This is a genomic window from Halomonas dongshanensis (assembly GCF_024790395.1).
Lineage (GTDB): Bacteria > Pseudomonadota > Gammaproteobacteria > Pseudomonadales > Halomonadaceae > Vreelandella > Vreelandella dongshanensis.
In genome coordinates this window covers 19,298-37,230 of record NZ_JAJISC010000001.1, presented here as the reverse complement: position 1 = coordinate 37,230, position 17,933 = coordinate 19,298, and the positions used below count along the sequence as shown (strand labels likewise).

General features: G+C 63.8%; 15 protein-coding genes and 1 riboswitch. Of the genes, 10 read left to right on the top strand and 5 right to left on the bottom strand.

Annotated features, from left to right (window positions below):
* Positions 1 to 46 precede the first annotated feature (46 nt).
* From rfaD to LLY24_RS00165, 4 genes are all read left to right on the top strand, one after another.
* Positions 47 to 1,003: an ADP-glyceromanno-heptose 6-epimerase gene (gene rfaD, locus LLY24_RS00180; protein WP_259034250.1), complete on the top strand. Its 957-nt coding sequence runs from the start codon at positions 47 to 49 to the stop codon at positions 1,001 to 1,003.
* Complete coding sequence (gene waaF, locus LLY24_RS00175) at positions 996 to 2,018, top strand: lipopolysaccharide heptosyltransferase II (RefSeq protein WP_259034249.1); 1,023 nt, start codon at positions 996 to 998, stop codon at positions 2,016 to 2,018. The genes rfaD and waaF overlap by 8 nt, the downstream gene beginning before the upstream one ends.
* A 40-nt stretch (positions 2,019 to 2,058) precedes the next feature.
* Positions 2,059 to 2,158: riboswitch (TPP riboswitch) on the top strand.
* A 47-nt stretch (positions 2,159 to 2,205) separates the two neighbouring features.
* Complete coding sequence (locus LLY24_RS00170; RefSeq protein WP_259034248.1) at positions 2,206 to 3,015, top strand: 3-oxoacyl-ACP reductase; 810 nt, start codon at positions 2,206 to 2,208, stop codon at positions 3,013 to 3,015.
* Positions 3,015 to 4,307: an LLM class flavin-dependent oxidoreductase gene (locus LLY24_RS00165; protein ID WP_259034247.1), complete on the top strand. Its 1,293-nt coding sequence runs from the start codon at positions 3,015 to 3,017 to the stop codon at positions 4,305 to 4,307. Before LLY24_RS00170 ends, LLY24_RS00165 begins: the two co-directional genes overlap by 1 nt.
* A gap of 37 nt (positions 4,308 to 4,344) precedes the next feature.
* On the opposite strand, the gene LLY24_RS00160 is transcribed toward LLY24_RS00165, so the two are convergent.
* Together LLY24_RS00160 and LLY24_RS00155 are read right to left on the bottom strand one after the other, a co-directional pair.
* A complete protein-coding gene (locus LLY24_RS00160; RefSeq protein ID WP_259034246.1) occupies positions 4,345 to 5,790 on the bottom strand; it encodes a sodium:solute symporter family transporter in 1,446 nt (481 codons plus the stop codon).
* A gap of 18 nt (positions 5,791 to 5,808) precedes the next feature.
* Complete coding sequence (locus LLY24_RS00155) at positions 5,809 to 7,455, bottom strand: sulfatase-like hydrolase/transferase (RefSeq protein WP_259034245.1); 1,647 nt, start codon at positions 7,453 to 7,455, stop codon at positions 5,809 to 5,811.
* Positions 7,456 to 7,596: 141 nt separating this feature from the next.
* On the opposite strand from LLY24_RS00155, the gene LLY24_RS00150 reads away from it, so the two are divergent.
* The gene (locus tag LLY24_RS00150; RefSeq protein WP_259034244.1) at positions 7,597 to 8,367 is read left to right on the top strand and encodes a glycosyltransferase family 2 protein; all 771 of its coding nucleotides are present in this window, start codon (positions 7,597 to 7,599) and stop codon (positions 8,365 to 8,367) included.
* Here LLY24_RS00150 and LLY24_RS00145 read toward each other — a convergent pair.
* A complete protein-coding gene (locus tag LLY24_RS00145; RefSeq protein WP_259034243.1) occupies positions 8,347 to 9,423 on the bottom strand; it encodes a glycosyltransferase family 9 protein in 1,077 nt (358 codons plus the stop codon). The genes LLY24_RS00150 and LLY24_RS00145 overlap by 21 nt on opposite strands.
* A 74-nt stretch (positions 9,424 to 9,497) precedes the next feature.
* Here LLY24_RS00145 and LLY24_RS00140 point away from each other — a divergent pair, with 74 nt between their 5' ends.
* Positions 9,498 to 10,595: a glycosyltransferase family 4 protein gene (locus LLY24_RS00140; protein WP_259034242.1), complete on the top strand. Its 1,098-nt coding sequence runs from the start codon at positions 9,498 to 9,500 to the stop codon at positions 10,593 to 10,595.
* Here the strand turns inward: LLY24_RS00140 and LLY24_RS00135 are convergent.
* Entirely contained in the window at positions 10,580 to 11,335 is a 756-nt protein-coding gene (locus tag LLY24_RS00135) for a 3-deoxy-D-manno-octulosonic acid kinase (RefSeq protein ID WP_259034241.1), read from the bottom strand. The genes LLY24_RS00140 and LLY24_RS00135 overlap by 16 nt on opposite strands.
* Between LLY24_RS00135 and LLY24_RS00130 the strand changes: the two genes are divergently transcribed.
* The 3 genes from LLY24_RS00130 to waaA are packed head-to-tail and all read left to right on the top strand — an operon-like array spanning position 11,334 to position 15,218.
* The gene (locus LLY24_RS00130; protein ID WP_259034240.1) at positions 11,334 to 12,497 is read left to right on the top strand and encodes a glycosyltransferase family 9 protein; all 1,164 of its coding nucleotides are present in this window, start codon (positions 11,334 to 11,336) and stop codon (positions 12,495 to 12,497) included. The genes LLY24_RS00135 and LLY24_RS00130 overlap by 2 nt on opposite strands.
* Positions 12,487 to 13,917 (top strand): bifunctional D-glycero-beta-D-manno-heptose-7-phosphate kinase/D-glycero-beta-D-manno-heptose 1-phosphate adenylyltransferase HldE, encoded by a 1,431-nt coding sequence (gene hldE, locus LLY24_RS00125; protein WP_259034239.1) that lies wholly within the window; start codon positions 12,487 to 12,489, stop codon positions 13,915 to 13,917. The genes LLY24_RS00130 and hldE overlap by 11 nt, the downstream gene beginning before the upstream one ends.
* A complete protein-coding gene (gene waaA / locus LLY24_RS00120) occupies positions 13,917 to 15,218 on the top strand; it encodes a lipid IV(A) 3-deoxy-D-manno-octulosonic acid transferase (RefSeq protein WP_259034238.1) in 1,302 nt (433 codons plus the stop codon). Before hldE ends, waaA begins: the two co-directional genes overlap by 1 nt.
* Positions 15,219 to 15,242: 24 nt before the next feature.
* Here waaA and rpiA read toward each other — a convergent pair whose 3' ends face one another.
* A complete protein-coding gene (gene rpiA, locus LLY24_RS00115) occupies positions 15,243 to 15,914 on the bottom strand; it encodes a ribose-5-phosphate isomerase RpiA (RefSeq protein WP_259034237.1) in 672 nt (223 codons plus the stop codon).
* A 211-nt stretch (positions 15,915 to 16,125) separates the two neighbouring features.
* On the opposite strand from rpiA, the gene ilvA reads away from it, so the two are divergent.
* Positions 16,126 to 17,640, top strand: a complete 1,515-nt coding sequence (ilvA, locus tag LLY24_RS00110; RefSeq protein WP_259034236.1) for a threonine ammonia-lyase, biosynthetic — start codon at positions 16,126 to 16,128, stop codon at positions 17,638 to 17,640.
* The last annotated feature ends 293 nt before the right edge of the window (positions 17,641 to 17,933 follow it).

The following is a 17,933-nucleotide window of genomic DNA, read 5'->3' as shown; positions in this document are numbered from 1 at the left end:
TATAGGCGCGAACGCCAACACCAGCCGTAAAGGCGAGGAGAACAGCATGATCGTAGTAACCGGCGGTGCCGGCTTCATCGGAGCCAACCTGGTCAAGGCGCTCAACGCGCGTGGGCGCAACGACGTCATGGTGGTCGATGACCTGAGCGACGGCACCAAATTCGTCAATCTGGCCGACTGCACCCTGGCCGACTACCTCGACAAGGACGACTTTCTGAGCCGGGTGCAGGCTGCCCTGGACGGTGAACCTGCGCGCCTGCCCAAGATCGAGGCGATTTTCCACGAAGGGGCCTGCTCGGATACCACCGAGTGGGACGGCCGCTTCATGATGGAGAACAACTTCGAGTACTCGAAGGTGCTACTCGATTACTGCGAGCAAGAGGGCATTCCCTTGCTCTACGCCTCCTCGGCGGCTACCTACGGCGGCAGTGAGGTATTTCAGGAGTCCCCCGAGCACGAGAAACCGCTCAACGTCTACGGCTACTCGAAGCTCTTGTTCGACCAGCACGTTCGCTCGCGCTGGGACGAGTTGACCACCCAGGTCGTCGGTTTTCGCTACTTCAACGTCTATGGCCCGCGCGAGCAGCACAAGGGCAAGATGGCCAGCGTGGCTTACCATAACCACTGTCAGGTGAGAGAAGGCCTTAACCTCAAGCTCTTCGGCGCCCATGACGGCTATGAGGCGGGCATGCAGAGCCGCGACTTCGTTTATGTAGGCGACGTCGTCGACGTCAATCTGTGGTTTCTCGACCATCCTGAGGCGCGGGGCATCTTCAACCTGGGTACCGGCCGCGCCGAGCCGTTCAAGGCCATTGGCGAGGCAGTGATCGACTTCTACGGCAAAGGCGAGATCGACTACGTCGACTTTCCCGAGGAGCTCAAAGGGCGCTACCAGAGCTACACCCGCGCCGATATCGCCAAGCTGCGCGAAGCGGGCTGCGACGTCGAGTTCAAGACCGTGGCGCAGGGGGTGAAGGCCTACCTGGAGTGGCTGAATGGCTGATCAAGCCGAACGGCTTCTGGTTGTCGGCCCCTCCTGGGTGGGCGACATGGTGATGGCGCAGAGCCTGTTCATGACGCTCAAACAGCGCCATCCGGACGCAGCCATCGCCGTGGTCGCGCCCGGTTGGTCGAAGCCGATTCTCGAGCGTATGCCCGAGGTCGACGAAGTGGTTTCGCTCGGCGTCGGCCACGGTGAGTTTGGCCTGCGCGCGCGGCGGGCGCTGGCGAGTGGGCTCAAGGGGCGTTTCTCGCGCGCCATCGTGCTGCCGCGTTCGTGGAAATCGGCGCTGATACCCTTCATGGCGCGTATTCCGCAGCGGGTGGGGTTTCTGGGCGAGCAGCGCTACGGGCTTTTGACCGAGCGACGCAAGCTCGACAAGCGCGTGCTGGATCAAACGGTAAAACGCTTCGTCTCGCTTGGCCTACCGCTTGTGGAGGCTGAGCGCGGCGATTTTGCCATTCCCAGGCCGCGCCTGCGGGTCGATCTGGATAATCTGCTGGCACTGCGGCTCAAATTTGGGCTCTCCTCGCGCTTGGCGATCGGCATGATGCCGGGGGCGGAGTACGGCCCGGCCAAACAGTGGCCGATTGCACATTTCCACGCCTTGGCGCGCCAGCTCATCGAGGCGGGCTACGCCGTACGCGTGCTGGGCGGGCCCAAGGACCGCGCGGCGGGCGATGCCATCGTCGACGGGCTCGCCCATGCGCACAACCTGTGCGGCGAAACAGCGCTCGCCGATGCGGTCGATCTCTTGGCCGACTGCCAGCAGGTGGTGACCAACGACTCGGGGCTCATGCACGTTGCGGCGGCCGTTGGCGTGCGTATCCAAGCGATTTATGGCTCCTCGTCGCCCGCCTATACGCCGCCGCTCACCGCGCAGGCAAGCGTTCACTATCTGGCCCTCGACTGCTCGCCCTGCTTCAAGCGGCAGTGCCCGCTGGGCCACACCAACTGCTTGAAGCAGATGAGCGTCGAGGGGATTCAGCGCTCGATTATTGCCGACGCACCCGCCTGAAGTAGCTTGTCCGCCTGGCGCCGATGGGCTAATGTCGAGGGCGCATGACACGGGGTGTCCCGCTACGTAGTGGGGCTGAGAAAATACCCGTCGAACCTGATCCAGTTCATACCGGCGAAGGGATGTCAGTGCGGTCGTCGGTCGAGGCGAGCGCCGTGCGTTCTTCGCCTCGACCAAGGAATTGCCGATGGCCCTTTCTACTGCTTCTTCCACAGCGTGCACGCATACGTCAGCGCTGCCGCTTTCACACCAACTGGTTCTCGTCACCGGCGCCGGACGCGGCCTCGGCACGCATCTGGCGCGAAGCTTCCTCGAACAGGGCGCGCGGGTAGTGGTCAACTATCGCCGCAGCGAAGAGGGCGCCAAGGCGTTGGTGGCTGACTACCCCGAGCGTGCCTTGGCGGTGGCTGCCGACGTTTGTGACCGTGCGGCGGTAGACGCCATGATGGCGCGCGCCCGCGAGCACTTCGGTGGCCCGGTCACGACGCTGATCAATAATGCGCTGCCGGATTTCGCCTTCGATGGCGACGCCCGCCCCGGGCCCGATGAGCTGACCTGGGCGCACTTCGACCATCAACTGCAAGGCGTGGCCCGCGGTGCGCTGAATACCGTACAGGCGGCGCTGGCGGGTATGCGCGAGGTTGGCTTTGGCCGCATCGTCAACGTCGGCACCAACCTGTTCCAGAATCCGGTGGTGCCGTACCACGACTACACCGCTGCCAAGGCCGCGCTGCTCTCGCTGACGCGCACGCTGGCGCACGACTTGGGTCCCGACAACATCACCGTCAACATGATCTCGGGAGGGCTTTTACGCACCACCGACGCCTCGCGCGCAACGCCCGAGGCGGTGTTCGAGCTGATCGCCGCGAGTACGCCGCTGCGCCGTGTGACCACGCCGGAGGAGTTCGCTGACGCAGCGCTGCTGTTCGCTTCGCCCTGGGCCCGGGCGATCACCGGCCAAAACTTGGTGGTCGACGGCGGCTTGGTGAAGGGCTGATGATCTCGATGCATCTCAACCTGTTCATCTTGGGCTGCGGCCACCATAAGGCGGCCTGGCGGCATCCGCACTCAAGCGTCGAGCGCCTAGCCGATATCCGCTACTACGAGGAGCTGGCAAGGCTCGCCGAGCGGGGCTGCTTCGATGCGGTGTTCTTCGCCGATGGCCACGCGGCGGGTAACGTCGCCGACGGCCCGCTGTGGACCCTGGAGCCGCTGACGATGCTGGCCGCCATGGCGCGCGCCACCGAGCACATCGGCTTGATCGCGACCGTCTCCAGCACGTTCTACACGCCGTTTCATGCCGCCCGTCTGCTAGCCTCGCTAGACCATATCTCTGGCGGGCGTATGGGGTGGAATCTGGTGACCTCGATGTTCGATGCCGAGGCGCGCAACCACGGCCTAGAGGCCATGCCAAGCCACGCCGAACGCTACGCCCGAGCGGAGGAGTTCGCCAACGCGGTGCTGGCGCTGTGGGACTCCTGGAGCGATAACGCCTTACTACGCGACCGTCAGGGCGACTACGCATGCGCCCAGGGCGTTCGCCCCATCCAGCATCGCGGGGCGCACTTTGGGGTGGAGGGCCCGCTGACGGTGCCGCGCTCGCCCCAGGGCCACCCGGTGATGTTTCAGGCCGGTGCCTCGGAGCCGGGGCGCGACCTGGCCGCGCGCTACGCCGAAGCCATTTACGCCGTGGCCTATGATCTGCCTGCCGCCCAAGCCTATTACGGCGATATACAGGCGCGGGTGAAGGCGGCGGGTAGGCCCAAGGTGGCGATCATGCCGGGGCTTGTGACCTACGTAGGCTCGACCGAAGAGGAGGCTCGGCGCAAGCAGCGGGAGCTCGATGAACTCTTACCGGTGGAGAGCTCGCGACGCCAGCTCAGTCAGTTCATCGGTCAGGACGTCAGCGACTGGGCGCTCGACGCGCCGGTGCCCGATTTACCCCCGCTGGATGCCTTTACTGGCCCCAAGGGGCGCTACGCTAACATCTTGCGCATCATCGAACGCGAACGGCCAACGCTTCGCCAGCTACTGGGCAGGCTCGCCGCAGGCGGGGGCCATTGTACGCTGGTGGGCACGCCCGAGCGCATCGCCGACGAGATGCAGCGCTGGGTCGAGCAGGGCGGCGCAGACGGCTTTAACCTCATGCCGCCATCGCTTCCCGGCAGCTTCGAGGACGTGGTCGAGCAGCTCGTACCCGAGCTACAGCGGCGCGGGCTGTTTCGCCGGGAGTACGCAGGCAGCACCCTGCGCGAGCATCTGGGGCTAACGCGCCCCAGATGCTCGTGATGACAAGCCGATGGCGTTAAGAAGAGTGGCGACCGCGTTAGCTACCAAAGCGGCGAACCAAGCTTTCAAGGCGAGTGAAGTCGTAGGCTTGGCGCGAGGGCAGAAGCTTCATCAGCACCAGCGAAACCACCACCGGGACACAGGCGGCCAGCAGGAAGGATTCCAACAGGGTCGCGGTGCTGCCGCTTGGTGATGGGAATAGCAAAAGCCCCGCGATAAGCCCCGCCGCCGTACTGATGACGGCGTTACGGCCATCGTAGCGGCGGTTAAATAGGCCGAAGAAGACCGGGAAAGCCGCCGCCGAGCACAGCAGATCGGCGAGCAGAAACAGGTAGAGCACGCTGTAACCCTGGGCGGCTACCCAGGTCACCGGAACCGCTGCAACGACGATCAGCCAGCGCGCTAGCTGCATCAGGGTGGCCTCGCTTGCCTGGGGCAGCAGGCGGTGCATGTCGACCGCGATGATGCTGGAGGTAGCGTTGATGGTGGTGTCGGCGCTGCTCATCACCAGCGCCAAGCCAAGCGGAATCAAGGCCAGAGCGAACCATAGCGGCACCTTGGAGAGCAGCACGCTAAATAGTGCCACTGAGCTCTCCCCCTCCAGCCCCAGGCCCACGAAGGCCAGACCGAACAGCCCCATCAGCACGATTACCGGGAAGTTGAAAACGCCCGCGATCCAAAAGCTGCGCCGCAGCACCTTGTTGTCTCGGGCCGCGTAGATGCGCTGCCAAGTGCCCTGGTAGAACAAGCCGGTCAACATCACCGCGATGAAAAAGGTCAGGCCCGCGCGTAGACCTACTGGGTCGGTGATATCCAGCAGCTCTGGCGCGCGCGCTTTCAAGCCCTCAAGCGTTGGCGCCGCGCCGCCAGCGGCCTGCCAGCCGAACACCAATAGCAGCACCAGCAACGGCAAAATCACCAGCATCTGGACCTTGTCGGTGAAGATGGTGGTGCGCAGGCCGCCGTAGAAGGTGTAAAGCAACGTCGCGATCATCACTACGCTGGCGGTGAGCCAGAGCGGAATCGGCGCCAGCAGCGTCACCATATGGGCGATTGCGGTTACCCCCGCCGCCAGGGAAATGAACAGATAAAACAGCATGATGGTGAGCGTAAAGGCGTACATGGTTCGCCCGTAGCGATGGATCACGAACTCGGTGAGACCGTGCCCTTCGGGAATCAGCTCGCGCATGCGCCGCCCCAGGGGAATCATCACCAAGCGCGGTACCATGGAGCCCAGCGCGTAACCTAGCACTGCGCCAATGCCACCCCAGGTAGCGGCCTGAGCCGGGCCGAAGAGAATCCAGGTGCCCAGCGTGGTGGCGACCAGGGTCAGGGTCGTTGCTTGGGTGCTCTGGCTGTTGCGCGCCGAGATATAGTCATCCAGGCCGCCCTGGCGCCGCCGGGCGTAGACCAGGCCAGGAATCGCAAAAAGCGCGGCACAGAGCAGTAACCACAGCGCCGTCCAGGTGGGGTCGAGCATCATCGTAAGGTAAGCCTCGTATTAGGGCGTAGCGGCATCGGCCTGGGTATCACCGATGATCTCGTTGACCTGCTCATGGGGCGTGGCTTCGCTGCGCCGACGCGGCGCCACGCCCTCCCATAGGCGGTGCTGGAGCGCCGTCTCTTCGCGCAGGCGCTCGTTGACCATGGGCAGGCCATGCGCCTCGATCAGCGTTTGACGCTCACCGAACAGCGATGCACCAAGCCCAGCGCGGTGCTCGTCGAGCTTAAAGCCGAGCGCCTCGAGCAGGGTGGGGAAAACATCGACCATGCTGGCCTCGCGCTGAATACGCCCAGGGGCAAAGCGGTCGCCCAGCATGATGAAGGTGTTTTCGCGCTCGAGCTGGGTCAACTGGTCCCACACCGGTACGCGCATGGTCAAATGATCGCTGAGCAGCACCACGATGGTGTTGTCGAGCAGGCCCTCGTCGTCGAGGCGCTCGACGAAGCGACGTGCCTCCCAGGCCGAGCAGCGCACCGAATAGAGAATGTCCTGACCGTCGAACAGGCCCTGCTCGTCCATGCAGGTCTGTGAGGGAAAGCCGTGGGGAGAGTGGCCCGCCAGGTTGATGTTGGCCACTACCCAGGGGCCATCGTCCTCGTCGTTCAAACGCCGAATCTCATCGAGCGTGAAATCGTAGAGCGTGTCGTCGTTGATGCCCCAACTGTTGACGTACTCGGGGTCGTCGAGCATCGGTTCGAACTCGTCGCGGCCTTTCACGCTATCGAAACCGTGACCGCGGTAAAAAATCCCTTTACCGGCAAACTGGGTGCTGGCACCGCCAAGGTAGGAGAGGCGATAGCCTTGCGCCGCCAGCAGATCGCCCAGGCAGTCGACCCCTGGCACCACCTCGGAGAGCGGTTCGAACTGGGTGTCGTGCATGAGTCCTGCGGGCATCAAGGGCACGCCACACTGGCTTGCGATCATTCCCGCCATGGTCCAGCCGGTATTGTCGATCTGCTTCACGCCTTCGAAGACGATCCCACGCTCGCCCAGGGCATCGAGATCGTCGTAGACGCCGCCGAACTGCTCGTCGCCGTAGGTACGCTCGAGGCTTTCGAGATAGAGCAGTACCAGGTTGGGGGCGTTACGCAGCTCGCTATCCGGCGGAGCGACGTAGCGCCGGTCGAGCCAGCCGCCGTCATCGGTGATGATCGCTGCGCTGCGCTGGCCGAGACCAAAAAGCAGCGGGTTACCCGCAAGCAGGGCAATAGCGAAAAAGCGATCACCCAGCCGCCAGCGCTGATCGTGCCGCGCGATCCAGGTCACCGAAGCGAGTATGCCGAGCATGGTAAGGGTATAGAGAACGGCCGTGACCATTTTCTCGGCGCCACCGTGCTCGGCAATGCCCGCCTGAAGGTGAAAGAAGATGGCGGCAAGGTCGACGATACCGAAGCTGTCGGCCAGATAGACGTAGACGCCCATTAGGCTTAGCGGCAGCAGCGACCACGGCCACACCCGCCGATAGCGAGCGTTACGCGGCCGCCCCCAACGCAAAGCGGCACCGAGTGCCATCCACGCCAGCGCCACGATGAACAGCGTCCACCAGGGAAAGCGCGTCAGCACGGTGAAGGCATAACCAAGACTTAAGCCCATCACGCCCAGAGGAAGCCAGGGAAAAAGAGAGGTAAAAAAACGCGCGGACATGCTGGGTTCCTTCCGACAGGCCGAGAGAATCCATTAGCTTACCAAACCCCGCACCGCGGAAAGAACAAGTGCCGGGGATTTGCATGCTAGGATGAGGCTCACTCTACTACTTCACTGCCCTCGCGAGATAAAGGGAGCACCGTGCCGATTTCAGCCGTTTTGATCGTCAAGAACGAAGCGCAGCACCTGCGCCAGTGCCTGGAGACGCTGACCTGGGCCGACGAGATCGTCGTGCTGGATAGCGGCAGCCAAGATGCAACCTGCGCGATCGCCGCCGAGTTTGGCGCCAAGGTTAGCGTCAACGCCGATTGGCAGGGCTTTGGCGTGCAGCGCCAGCGGGCCGAAGCCCTGGCATCTAACGATTGGATCTTGATGGTCGATGCCGACGAGCGCGTTACGCCTGCGCTTAAGGAGAGCATCCTGGCCGCGATCAAGGCGCCGCCTGCGGTCTACAGTATTAGCCGTCTCTCTTGGTGCTTCGGGCGTTTCATTCGCCATTCGGGCTGGTATCCCGATCGCGTCTTGCGTCTTTATCCGCGCGGCCAGGCCTCCTACAACGCCGCATTGGTACACGAAAAACTCATCGTACCCGAAGGGTTGAGCGTAACGCCCTTGGCCGGTGATCTCGAACACTACACCTACCGCGACTTACGCCACTACCTTGAGAAGTCGGCGCACTACGCCGATGCCTGGGCCGAGCAGCGCGCGGCCCAAGGCAAGCGCGGCTCCCTCGGCCGTGGTATTACCCACGGCATTGCCTGCTTTCTCAAGATGTACCTGCTCAAAGCGGGGTTTCTCGATGGCCGTCAGGGGCTTTTGCTAGCGCTGCTCTCGGCGCACTCGACGTTTTGCAAGTACGCCGATTTGTGGGTGCGCACCCGCACCCGCACCTCAGCGCCCGAGCAGCGCTGAGATCGCCTGCGCTGCGGCGTCGAGGTCGATGGCTCGCATGTCGCGCTCGTCGGCGGTGGTGGGTGGGCTGAACGCCAGGCGACGGCTCGCTGCGTTGCAGGTCTGCCAGCGCAGCGGCGTGGCCGAGCGGCGCGCTGGGTAGAAACCCGCCGTAGCGATGTTCAAGCATCCGGCCACGTGAAGAGGGCCGGTGGAACCGGCGATCATCAGGTCGGCCCCCGCCAGCAGCGTGGCGAATTCGACTACGCTGGCGCTAGGCGGAAAGAGAGCCGCTTGAATACCGCGCTCATGTAGCTGCGCTAGAAGCGCCGTGGCGTTTTCGGTCTCACCGGGCCCGGCGCTGACAAGCCAACCAAGCGGCGCCGAGGAGGGCGCTTGCTGCTGGCTGATCTGAGCAATCAGCGCGGCGTACTGGTCAAGATCGAGATTGACCGCCGAACCGCCGCTGCCCGGATGAACGACCACGAGACGCATCGTATCCGCGTTAGCGTCGGTGGGCGCCTCCAGTGCGGCGGCCAAGCGTGTACGCGAGGCGTGCCGAGTGGTATCGTCCAGCGGCCAAAAAGGCGGGGCCGCAGGTGTCGCCGGTAAGGCGATGCCCAAGCGCACTAATAGCGCTTCGGCGAGTTCGACGTTGTAGCGGTATTCGGGTTTTTCCGAGCGCGAGCGGCGCTGACGCACGCGCAAGTTGTAGAAAACCTGCGCCCACTTGGTCGCCGGAGCAGCGCGCAGAATGATGCCCGCACGCCAGCCGAGCCAGCCGATGCGCGGCGTCGAAAACAGCGTCAGTAGCGCATCGAAGCGCGCCGCTTTCACGCGTGTCAAGAGAGCCTTTTGCGCTTGAGCGTCGGCGCTGCTGCCTGGATCCACGATCACCTCGTCGACCCAGGGGCAGGCGCGCGCCACGGTCTCGGTGTAGCGGGGCACCAGCACGGTCACGTGCAGGGCATCGGATGCTTTTTTCAACGTCGCCAGCGCTGGCCACGCCAGCATGAAGTCACCGAGCTTGTCGTTGCGAACGACCAGCAGCCGTTTGGCATTTGGCGGGTGACCCATAGGCACTCCTTAATAGCGGTGTCTCTATCCACATCGAGTCGACCGAATCGAATGCAGCGAAAAAGGGGATACTCGTGACCCAGCATATTATGCAGATCTGCCTCTCGCGAGGATGGGGTGGGCTCGAGATGTACCCGGCCCGCATTATGCCTGAATTGCAGCGTCAGGGAGCGGTCAACCATGCACTGGCGCTGTCCGGCTCGCGCGTGGCAGAGAGTGTTCGCCGCGCTGGTGCCGACGTGTTCACGGTAAAGAGCCCTCTGGGAGCGCTATTGGCTGTTCGACGCTTGCTTGCCTATATCGATTCGCATGCCATCGAAGTGCTGCACTGCCACAAGTCGAGTGATTTGCGCATTGGCGCGCTGTTGGCTCAGCTGCGGCCACGGCTGCGGCTCTACTTTACCGAGCACATGGGCGTTACCCGGCCCAAGAAGGGGCTCTATCATCGCTTTGCCTATGCGCAAGTGACGCGCGTATTCGCTATCAGCCAAGCAACCTACCGGCGCAACCTAAAGGCGTTACCGCTCCCCCCCGAGCGTATTCTCTGTCTGGGGCTAGGTATCGATACCGCGCCCTTTCAAGCTCCGCCGCTAACACGCAGCGATCTGGGCTTGCCGCCTGAGGGTTGCCTGATTGCACTGCCGGGCAGGCTGACGCCGGGCAAAGGGCACGAAGTTTGGCTCGATGCTTTGGCCCAGCTGGCGCCGCAGCCGTCGTGGCACGGGGTCATCATTGGCGGGCTTAAAGCTGAGGAGGGAAGTGACGAGGCCTACGTGGCACAGTTGCACAAAAGAGTCGCGGAGCTTGGCCTCGAAGGGCGCGTCAGCTTTACCGGTTTTCGCAGCGATCTGCCGCAACTGCTTCGGGCTCTGGACATCGTCTGTATTCCCTCGCGTAACGAGGCCTTCGGACTCACGGTGATTGAAGCCATGGCGGCGGGGGCGGCGGTCATCGGCGCCGATAGCGGCGCGATTCCAGAGGTGATCCATGAGGACACAGGGCGGCTAGCTGATCCAGACTCTTGTGCTGCGTGGGCAACGGCGCTAGCAGCGCTCATCGAGGATGCTGCCGAGCGTCGGCGTTTGGGGGCTAATGCTCGGCAGTGGGTCGAGGCGAATCTATCGTTAGAGACGCACGTGGCGCATCTTCTCGATGCTTATCGCCTCGCCTGACGGTAGCCCTGCTCGATTGCCTGTATGGGCACGTCTGGCTGCGCGGTGAACTTGGCCACCGAGCGCGCCAGCCGCGCCAAATTGGCCTCCTGCCACTTACCCTGAGGGCGTATCCGGCAGCGGTCGAAGTCGATCAGCCAGGGCGTCTGGTCGGGGGTGACGAGGATATTGCGCGCATTGAGGTCGACGTGATCGAGGCCCGCGGCGTGAAAGCGCCGGATCATCGCGCCAACCGCTTCGAGCAGGGCGACAGGCGCGCTGTTTTGCCCTGGGTTCTCACCTGAAGCTTGACCTGAATGCTGATCTAGCAGCGCCGCCAGCGGCTGGGCCTGGGGCAGACGCTCGGTGATAAGCGTCGCGGTGTAGGTAAGCCCCTGGCGGGTAACGCAGGCAGCTACCGGGCGGGGTACGGGCAGCCCCTGGTCGAAAAGCGTTGCGGTCAGGCGCAGCTCGCGAAAGGCGCGAGTCGCTTCGATGCCGGTCCAGAGATAGCGCTCACGGCTTAGGCGCGCCGCCAGCCCGCCGCGGCGGTAGGGGCGAATGACCCACTGACACGCACCCGCCTGCACGAACAGGCTTTCCCCGCGCCCTGGTGCGCGGCCCACCACGCGGCCTTCGGCCTCCCAATAGGCGGGGTCGAAGAGCCCGGGGGGAACATGGTCGGATCCCAGCGCGTCACATACACTGTCAGGATCATGTAAAATCCGCCTTTTTCCCTGTCGGAGTGCCGCTAAGCGCATGAAGCCCTCTCTGCCTTCTCAACCCAAACACATTGCCATCCTGCGTCTTTCGGCGCTGGGCGACGTGTGCAACCTCGTGCCGACGGTGCGCGCGCTGCAGCGCCAGTGGCCCCAGGCGCGTATCACGTGGATCATTGGCAAGGGGGAGCACAGTTTACTGGCGGGGCTCTCTGGGGTCGAGTTCGTGGTCTACGACAAGGCGACCGGTTTTGCTGGCATGCGTGCGCTGTGGCGCACACTTGGCGATACCCGTTTCGACGTATTGTTGCATATGCAACAGGCAATTCGCGCCAGCGTCCTATCGCTGGGGCTCAAGGCCGATGTGCGCGTTGGCTACGACAAGGCCCGCGCCAAGGATGCCCAGCACTGGTTCACTCAGCGTCAGCTGGCGCCGCATCCCCGCGCTCACGTACTTGAATCATTCATGGATTTCGCCCGCCTGCTCGGTGTCGAGAACGATCGCCTCGAGTGGGATATGCCGGTGCCCGAAAGCGCTATCGAAGAGGTGCGCGGGCTTGGCATCAGCGCGCCTTACGTGGTCATCAATCCCTGTGCCAACCCGCGTCTACGTAACTTCCGCAACTGGTCGCCGGAGGGCTATGCCAGCGTCATCGAGCACGCCTACACCCAGTACGGGCTAAAGAGCGTGCTAAGCGGCGGCGGTAGCCCCCAGGAGCGCGAAATGGGCGAGCGAATCGTCTCTCTCTGCCAACCGGAGAGCGTGATCAGCGCCATTGGTGCCACGTCGCTCAAGGGCGTGCTAGCGCTGATTGGCGGCGCCCGCGCGGTGATCGCGCCAGATACCGGCCCCGTCCACATGGCCAACGCCATGGGCGTGCCGACGCTTGGCCTCTACGCCACCACCAACCCCCAGCGCGCCGCGCCCTATCTGTGGCGCGATTTTGCCGTCAACGCCTACCCTGACGCGGTGCGCGCCTATCTCGATAAGGACGTTGACGAGGTGAGCTGGGGCCAGAGGGTTCGCCACCGCGACGCCATGCAACTGATCAAGGCCGATGACGTCATTGCTCACTTGGACGCGCTCTTGGCGCATACCGCAGCGGCTTTCGCCGACGCCGAAAGTACGAGTACCTATGCCGAAGGCGCCGAGGCCGCGCCCATTTCACGTCCACCCGCATCAGGATCGATGGATGAAAGTTGATTTGACCGCGCTCGAAGGCGCTCGTGTGCTCGTCGTTGGTGACGTCATGCTGGATCGCTACTGGCACGGCGGCACCTCGCGCATTTCGCCCGAGGCGCCAGTACCGGTAGTACGCGTGGAGGAGGCCGACGACCGCCCTGGCGGCGCGGCCAACGTCGCTCTCAACATCGCGGCCCTCGGTGCCCAGGCAAGCTTGGCGGGACTGGTAGGTGACGACGACAACGCCGCGCTGCTCGAAGCCTGTTTGCATGCGTCGAATGTAAACACTCACTTTCAGCGCAGCGCCGACGTTCCGACGATCACCAAGCTGCGTATCATGAGCCGCAACCAGCAGCTTTTGCGCCTGGATTTCGAAGAGCGCTTGGACGGCGTCGATACCTCAACGCTCATTGGCGACGTCGAACGCGTGCTGCCCGACTGCGACGTAGTGATTCTCTCCGATTACGGCAAAGGCACGCTGAGCCAGGTGCAAACGCTGATTGGCCTGGCGCGCGCGCAGGGTAAGCGGGTGCTGATCGACCCCAAGGGGCAGGATTTCACCAAATACGCCGGGGCCAGCCTGATCACCCCCAATCTCGCCGAATTCGAGGCGGTGGTTGGCCACTGCGCAAACGACGCCGAGCTTGCCCAGCGCGGCGAAGCGCTGCGCGCCGAGCTCGATCTGGAAGCGCTACTGGTCACCCGTAGCGAAAAGGGCATGACGCTGATTCGCGCGGGGCAGGCGCCGCTGCATCTGCCTACGCGCGCCCAGGAAGTGTTCGACGTTACCGGCGCGGGCGATACGGTCATCGGCCTGATGGGGCTCGCTCTGGCGGCGGGCTACGCGCTTCCCGAGGCGATGATGCTGGCCAACCTCGGCGCCGGGCTCGTCGTTGCCAAGCCGGGGACGGCAACGCTCTCCATCGCCGAGCTGCATACCGCGCTGCACGGTGACCGTCCCGCCGAGTTCGGCATCCTCGAGGCTGCACCGCTGATCGAAGCGGTACGCGCAGGCCAGGCGCGCGGCGAGCGCGTGGTGATGACCAACGGCTGCTTCGATATCCTCCACGCCGGGCACGTGAGCTATCTGGCGCAAGCAAAACAGCTGGGTGATCGGCTGATCGTCGCGGTCAACGATGACGCTTCGGTGGCCCGTCTCAAGGGGCCCAAGCGGCCCGTCAATACGCTCACCCGGCGCATGCAGGTGCTCGCCGCACTCGGCGCCGTGGATTGGGTGGTACCCTTTGCCGAGGATACTCCCCAGGCGCTGATCGAGCGCGTGCTGCCGGATATCCTGGTCAAGGGCGGCGACTACGCGCCTGAGGAGATCGCGGGCGGCGAGGCGGTGATCGCCAACGGCGGTGAGGTCAAGGTGCTGGGCTTCGAGGATGGAGTGTCCACCACCGGTATGATCGCCGCCATTATGGACCGCGAACGCTGATGGGCCTTGCCCGGGCTAGCTATTCGACGCTGCTCTACGCGCTTTCGCCGCTGATCGTTCAGCGGATATGGCGCGAGCAGCTATCCGGCTATAGGCGCGCTCAGCGCCTGGGGTTCGCGCTCGGCACATTTCCCGCTGGGCCGCGTATATGGCTGCACTGCGCCTCGGTGGGCGAGGTGCGCGCGGCGCGCGGCCTCATCGAAGGGCTGCTTGCGCGCTACCCTGAGCACATCCTCTGCGTGACCACCATGACCGCCACCGGCGCGCGCCAAGTACATGCGCTTGCCGACGAACTCGGTAATCCGCGCCTAGTGCATCGTTTCGTCGCGCTGGACTTTCCGGGCGCGGCGCGGCGCTTCGTGGCGGCCCTTGCGCCAGCGCTTGGCATGCTCTTCGAAACCGAGCTGTGGCCCAATTTAATCGATGCCTGCGCCCGTCAAGGCGTGCCGACGGCGCTGGTCAACGGGCGCATCTCGCCGCGCGCCTTCAAGCGCTATCGCGCCTTTACCGGGGTGATGAGCGAGACGCTGGATAAGCTCGACTGGATCGCCGCCAAGTCGCCAGCCGACGCCGAACGCCTCGAAGCACTCGGTGCGCCACCCGCGCGTATGGCCGTGGTGGGCTCGCTCAAGTTCGATATGACGCTCTCATCCACCACCCGTGAGCAGGGCGAGAGACTTCGCGCAACGCTCGCGGCGCGCCCGGTGTGGGTGGCGGGCTCGACTCGCGAGGGTGAAGAGGAGCAGGTGTTGGCGGCGCACCGCACGCTGTGTCAGCGCTTTCCCGACGCGCTGCTGGTGCTGGCGCCGCGCCATCCGCAGCGCTTCGACGCCGTTGCCGCGCTAATCGAGCGCCAGGGCTTTAGGCTTGCCCGGCGCAGCCGAGGGGAGGCCATCACCGCCGAGACGCAGGTCTACCTTGGCGACACCCTGGGTGAGCTTGGCGTGCTCTACGCCGCAGGCAGTGTGGCATTCGTTGGCGGAAGCCTCGTGCCGCTAGGGGGGCATAACGTGGTCGAACCGGCGCTGCTCGGGCTTCCCGTCCTATGCGGGCCGTCGCTTGAGAATTTCGACGACGTCGCCGCACCGCTTTTAGACAGCGGCGCGCTGATGCGCGTTATGGATGCCAGCGCGCTGGCGAACGCGGTCGCAAGCCTGTGGGAAGTGCCATCGCTTGCCCTTGAGCAAGGCGCGGCGGGGCGCGATGTGGTCATGGCCCAGCGCGGGGCGCTTAGGCGCACTCTGGCCGGGCTCGATGCCCTGTTGCCGGCGGACGAGGCGCACCTCGATAGAACCTTTTAGGTATAACCCCCTAGATAGGGCCCCTTAGCGCGTTTGGCGCTTTACCCCTTCGGCGGTGCCGAGCAACAGTACGTCGGCCCCGCGCGCAGCGAACAGGCCGTTGGTCACCACCCCCACGATGGCGTTGATACGCGCTTCCATGGCCACCGGGTCAGCGATCATAAAGTCGAAACAGTCGATGATCTGGTTACCGTTGTCGGTCACCACGCCCTGGCGGTAGACCGGATCGGCACCGAGTTTGACCAACTCACGCGCGACGTAAGAGCGCGCCATGGGAATCACTTCTACCGGTAGGGGAAAAGCGCCCAGACGATCGACGCGCTTGGAGCCGTCGGCAATGCAGATGAATCGCTCGGCGCAGGCCGCAACGATCTTCTCCCGGGTGAGCGCTGCGCCACCGCCTTTGATCATATGTAAGTGATCATTCACTTCGTCTGCGCCGTCGATATAAACGGGGACGCTGCCGACGCTATTGAGTTCGAATACCTCGATGCCCTGCTGTTTGAGGCGCTCGGCGCTGGCCTCAGAGCTGGCCACTGCGCCCTTGAAGCGGTCGCTCAACGCGCCCAGGCGGTCGATGAAGAGGTTCGCCGTAGAGCCGGTACCAATGCCGAGCACGGTGTCCTTGGCCAGGAGCGGTTCGATCTCTTTGATTGCGGCGTCGGCAACGGCGGCTTTGAGTTCGTCTTGGGTCATGGAAAGCGTCATGGGAGGCCTTTGGGTCGAAAGCGAAGGATGCGGCAGGCGCCATTATAGCGAGCTTGGCCCGCGCTGCCGATGGGGGGCGCTGGACGCGACAGCGGGCAATCTGCTACCAATAGGGGTTTTCTCCGTCTTTGTGTTCGTTCTTTTCTGTTGCTCTCTTTTCTTGCTGCCCTCTTTTCTTACTGTCCTTGGAATGCCCTCAATGCTCGAAGCTACCGTCAAAAAGATCCTCCAAGCCCGTGTTTACGAAGCCGCTTGCGAGACCCCGATTACTCCCGCTCCCTTTTTGTCGCGTCGCTTCAACAACCAGATTTTGATCAAACGCGAGGATCTGCAGCCGGTCTTTTCGTTCAAGATTCGCGGCGCCTACAACAAGATGGCGCAGCTCTCCGAGGAGCAGAAGGCGCGCGGCGTGATCGCCGCCTCGGCGGGTAACCATGCCCAGGGCTTGGCCATGGCGGCGAAGCTCATGGGGGTCAAGGCGGTCATCGTCATGCCGCGCATCACTCCCGAGATCAAGGTGCAGGGCGTGCGCTCGCGCGGCGCCAAAGTGGTGCTCAAGGGCGATGCGTTCAGTGAAGCGGCGGCCCACGCTCAGGAGCTGATCGCCGAGCACGGCTACACCTACATCCCACCCTTCGATGATATCGACGTGGTGGCGGGCCAGGGCACCATTGGCGTGGAGATTCTGCGTCAGCATCCCGGACGCTTGGATGCGATCTTCGTGCCGGTGGGCGGCGGCGGTCTGATTGCGGGAGTCGCAGCCTACGTCAAGTACCTGCGCCCCGACATCAAGATCATTGGCGTCGAAGCCGAAGACAGCGCCTGCTTCAAGGCCGCGCTGGCAGCGGGCGAGCGTGTGGTGCTCGACCAGGTGGGCGTGTTCGCCGAAGGCGTCGCCGTGGCGCAAATCGGTGAGGTGCCCTTCACCCTGGCGCGCGAGCTGGTGGACGATGTCGTCACCGTCAACACCGACGAGATGTGCGCGGCGGTGAAGGACATCTTCGACGACACCCGCGCGGTGGCCGAAACTTCCGGTGCGCTGTCGCTGGCGGGGCTCAAGAAGTACGTACAGCAAACCGGCGCTGAAGGGCAGACGCTTTTGTGCATCAACTCCGGCGCCAATACCAATTTCGACCGGCTGCAGCACATTGCCGAGCGCACCGAGCTTGGCGAGCAGCGCGAGGCGATTCTCGCCGTCACCATCGAAGAGAAGCCCGGCAGCTTCAAGAAATTCTGCCGCGTGCTGGGTAAGCGCATGGTCACCGAGTTCAGCTACCGCTACGCTGACGAGCGCTCGGCGCATATCTTCGTCGGAGTGCAGGTCAAGCCCGGCGGTGAGGATCGCCAGGCGGTCATCGACAAGCTGCGCGAAGCGAGCTACCCGGTGGAGGATCTGACCGACAACGAGCTTGCCAAGCTGCACATTCGCCACTTGAGCGGCGGGCGCCCCAGCGAGCACTTTGCCGAGGAGCTCTACCGCTTCGAATTCCCCGAGCGCCCTGGGGCGCTGATGAATTTCCTTTCGCACCTGCCCCACGACTGGAACATTTCGCTGTTCCACTACCGCAACCACGGCGCCGCCTACGGGCGCGTGCTGGTGGGCATGCAGGTACCCGGCGACGACCGCACCCACGTTAGCGAGCATCTCGACGCCATTGGCTATCGCTACTGGTGCGAAAGCGAAAATCCTGCTTATCGGCTGTTCATGGCCTAACGCTGGATTGCCTGTATGCCTATCCTCGGGCATACAGGCGATAGTGAAGCTTGCTGCGACGCAGCGTATGTGAGCGCTTGCATACGTTGTGGTTTATGCCATCAGGCGCCTTGACCGACGTTCAAGCGTTTAAATGGATGCGAAAAATAAGCGTTTTCGGAGTTGTCAGCAGAGGGTCTCTGGCCCTATAGTCGTCACCCATAAAACGCGGTGTGTTTTTTCTGCATACGTCGATTCGTAGCGGCACACCGAAGGTGTCGTCGCAACGTTGAGCGGTGGAGTGTGGGATGCGT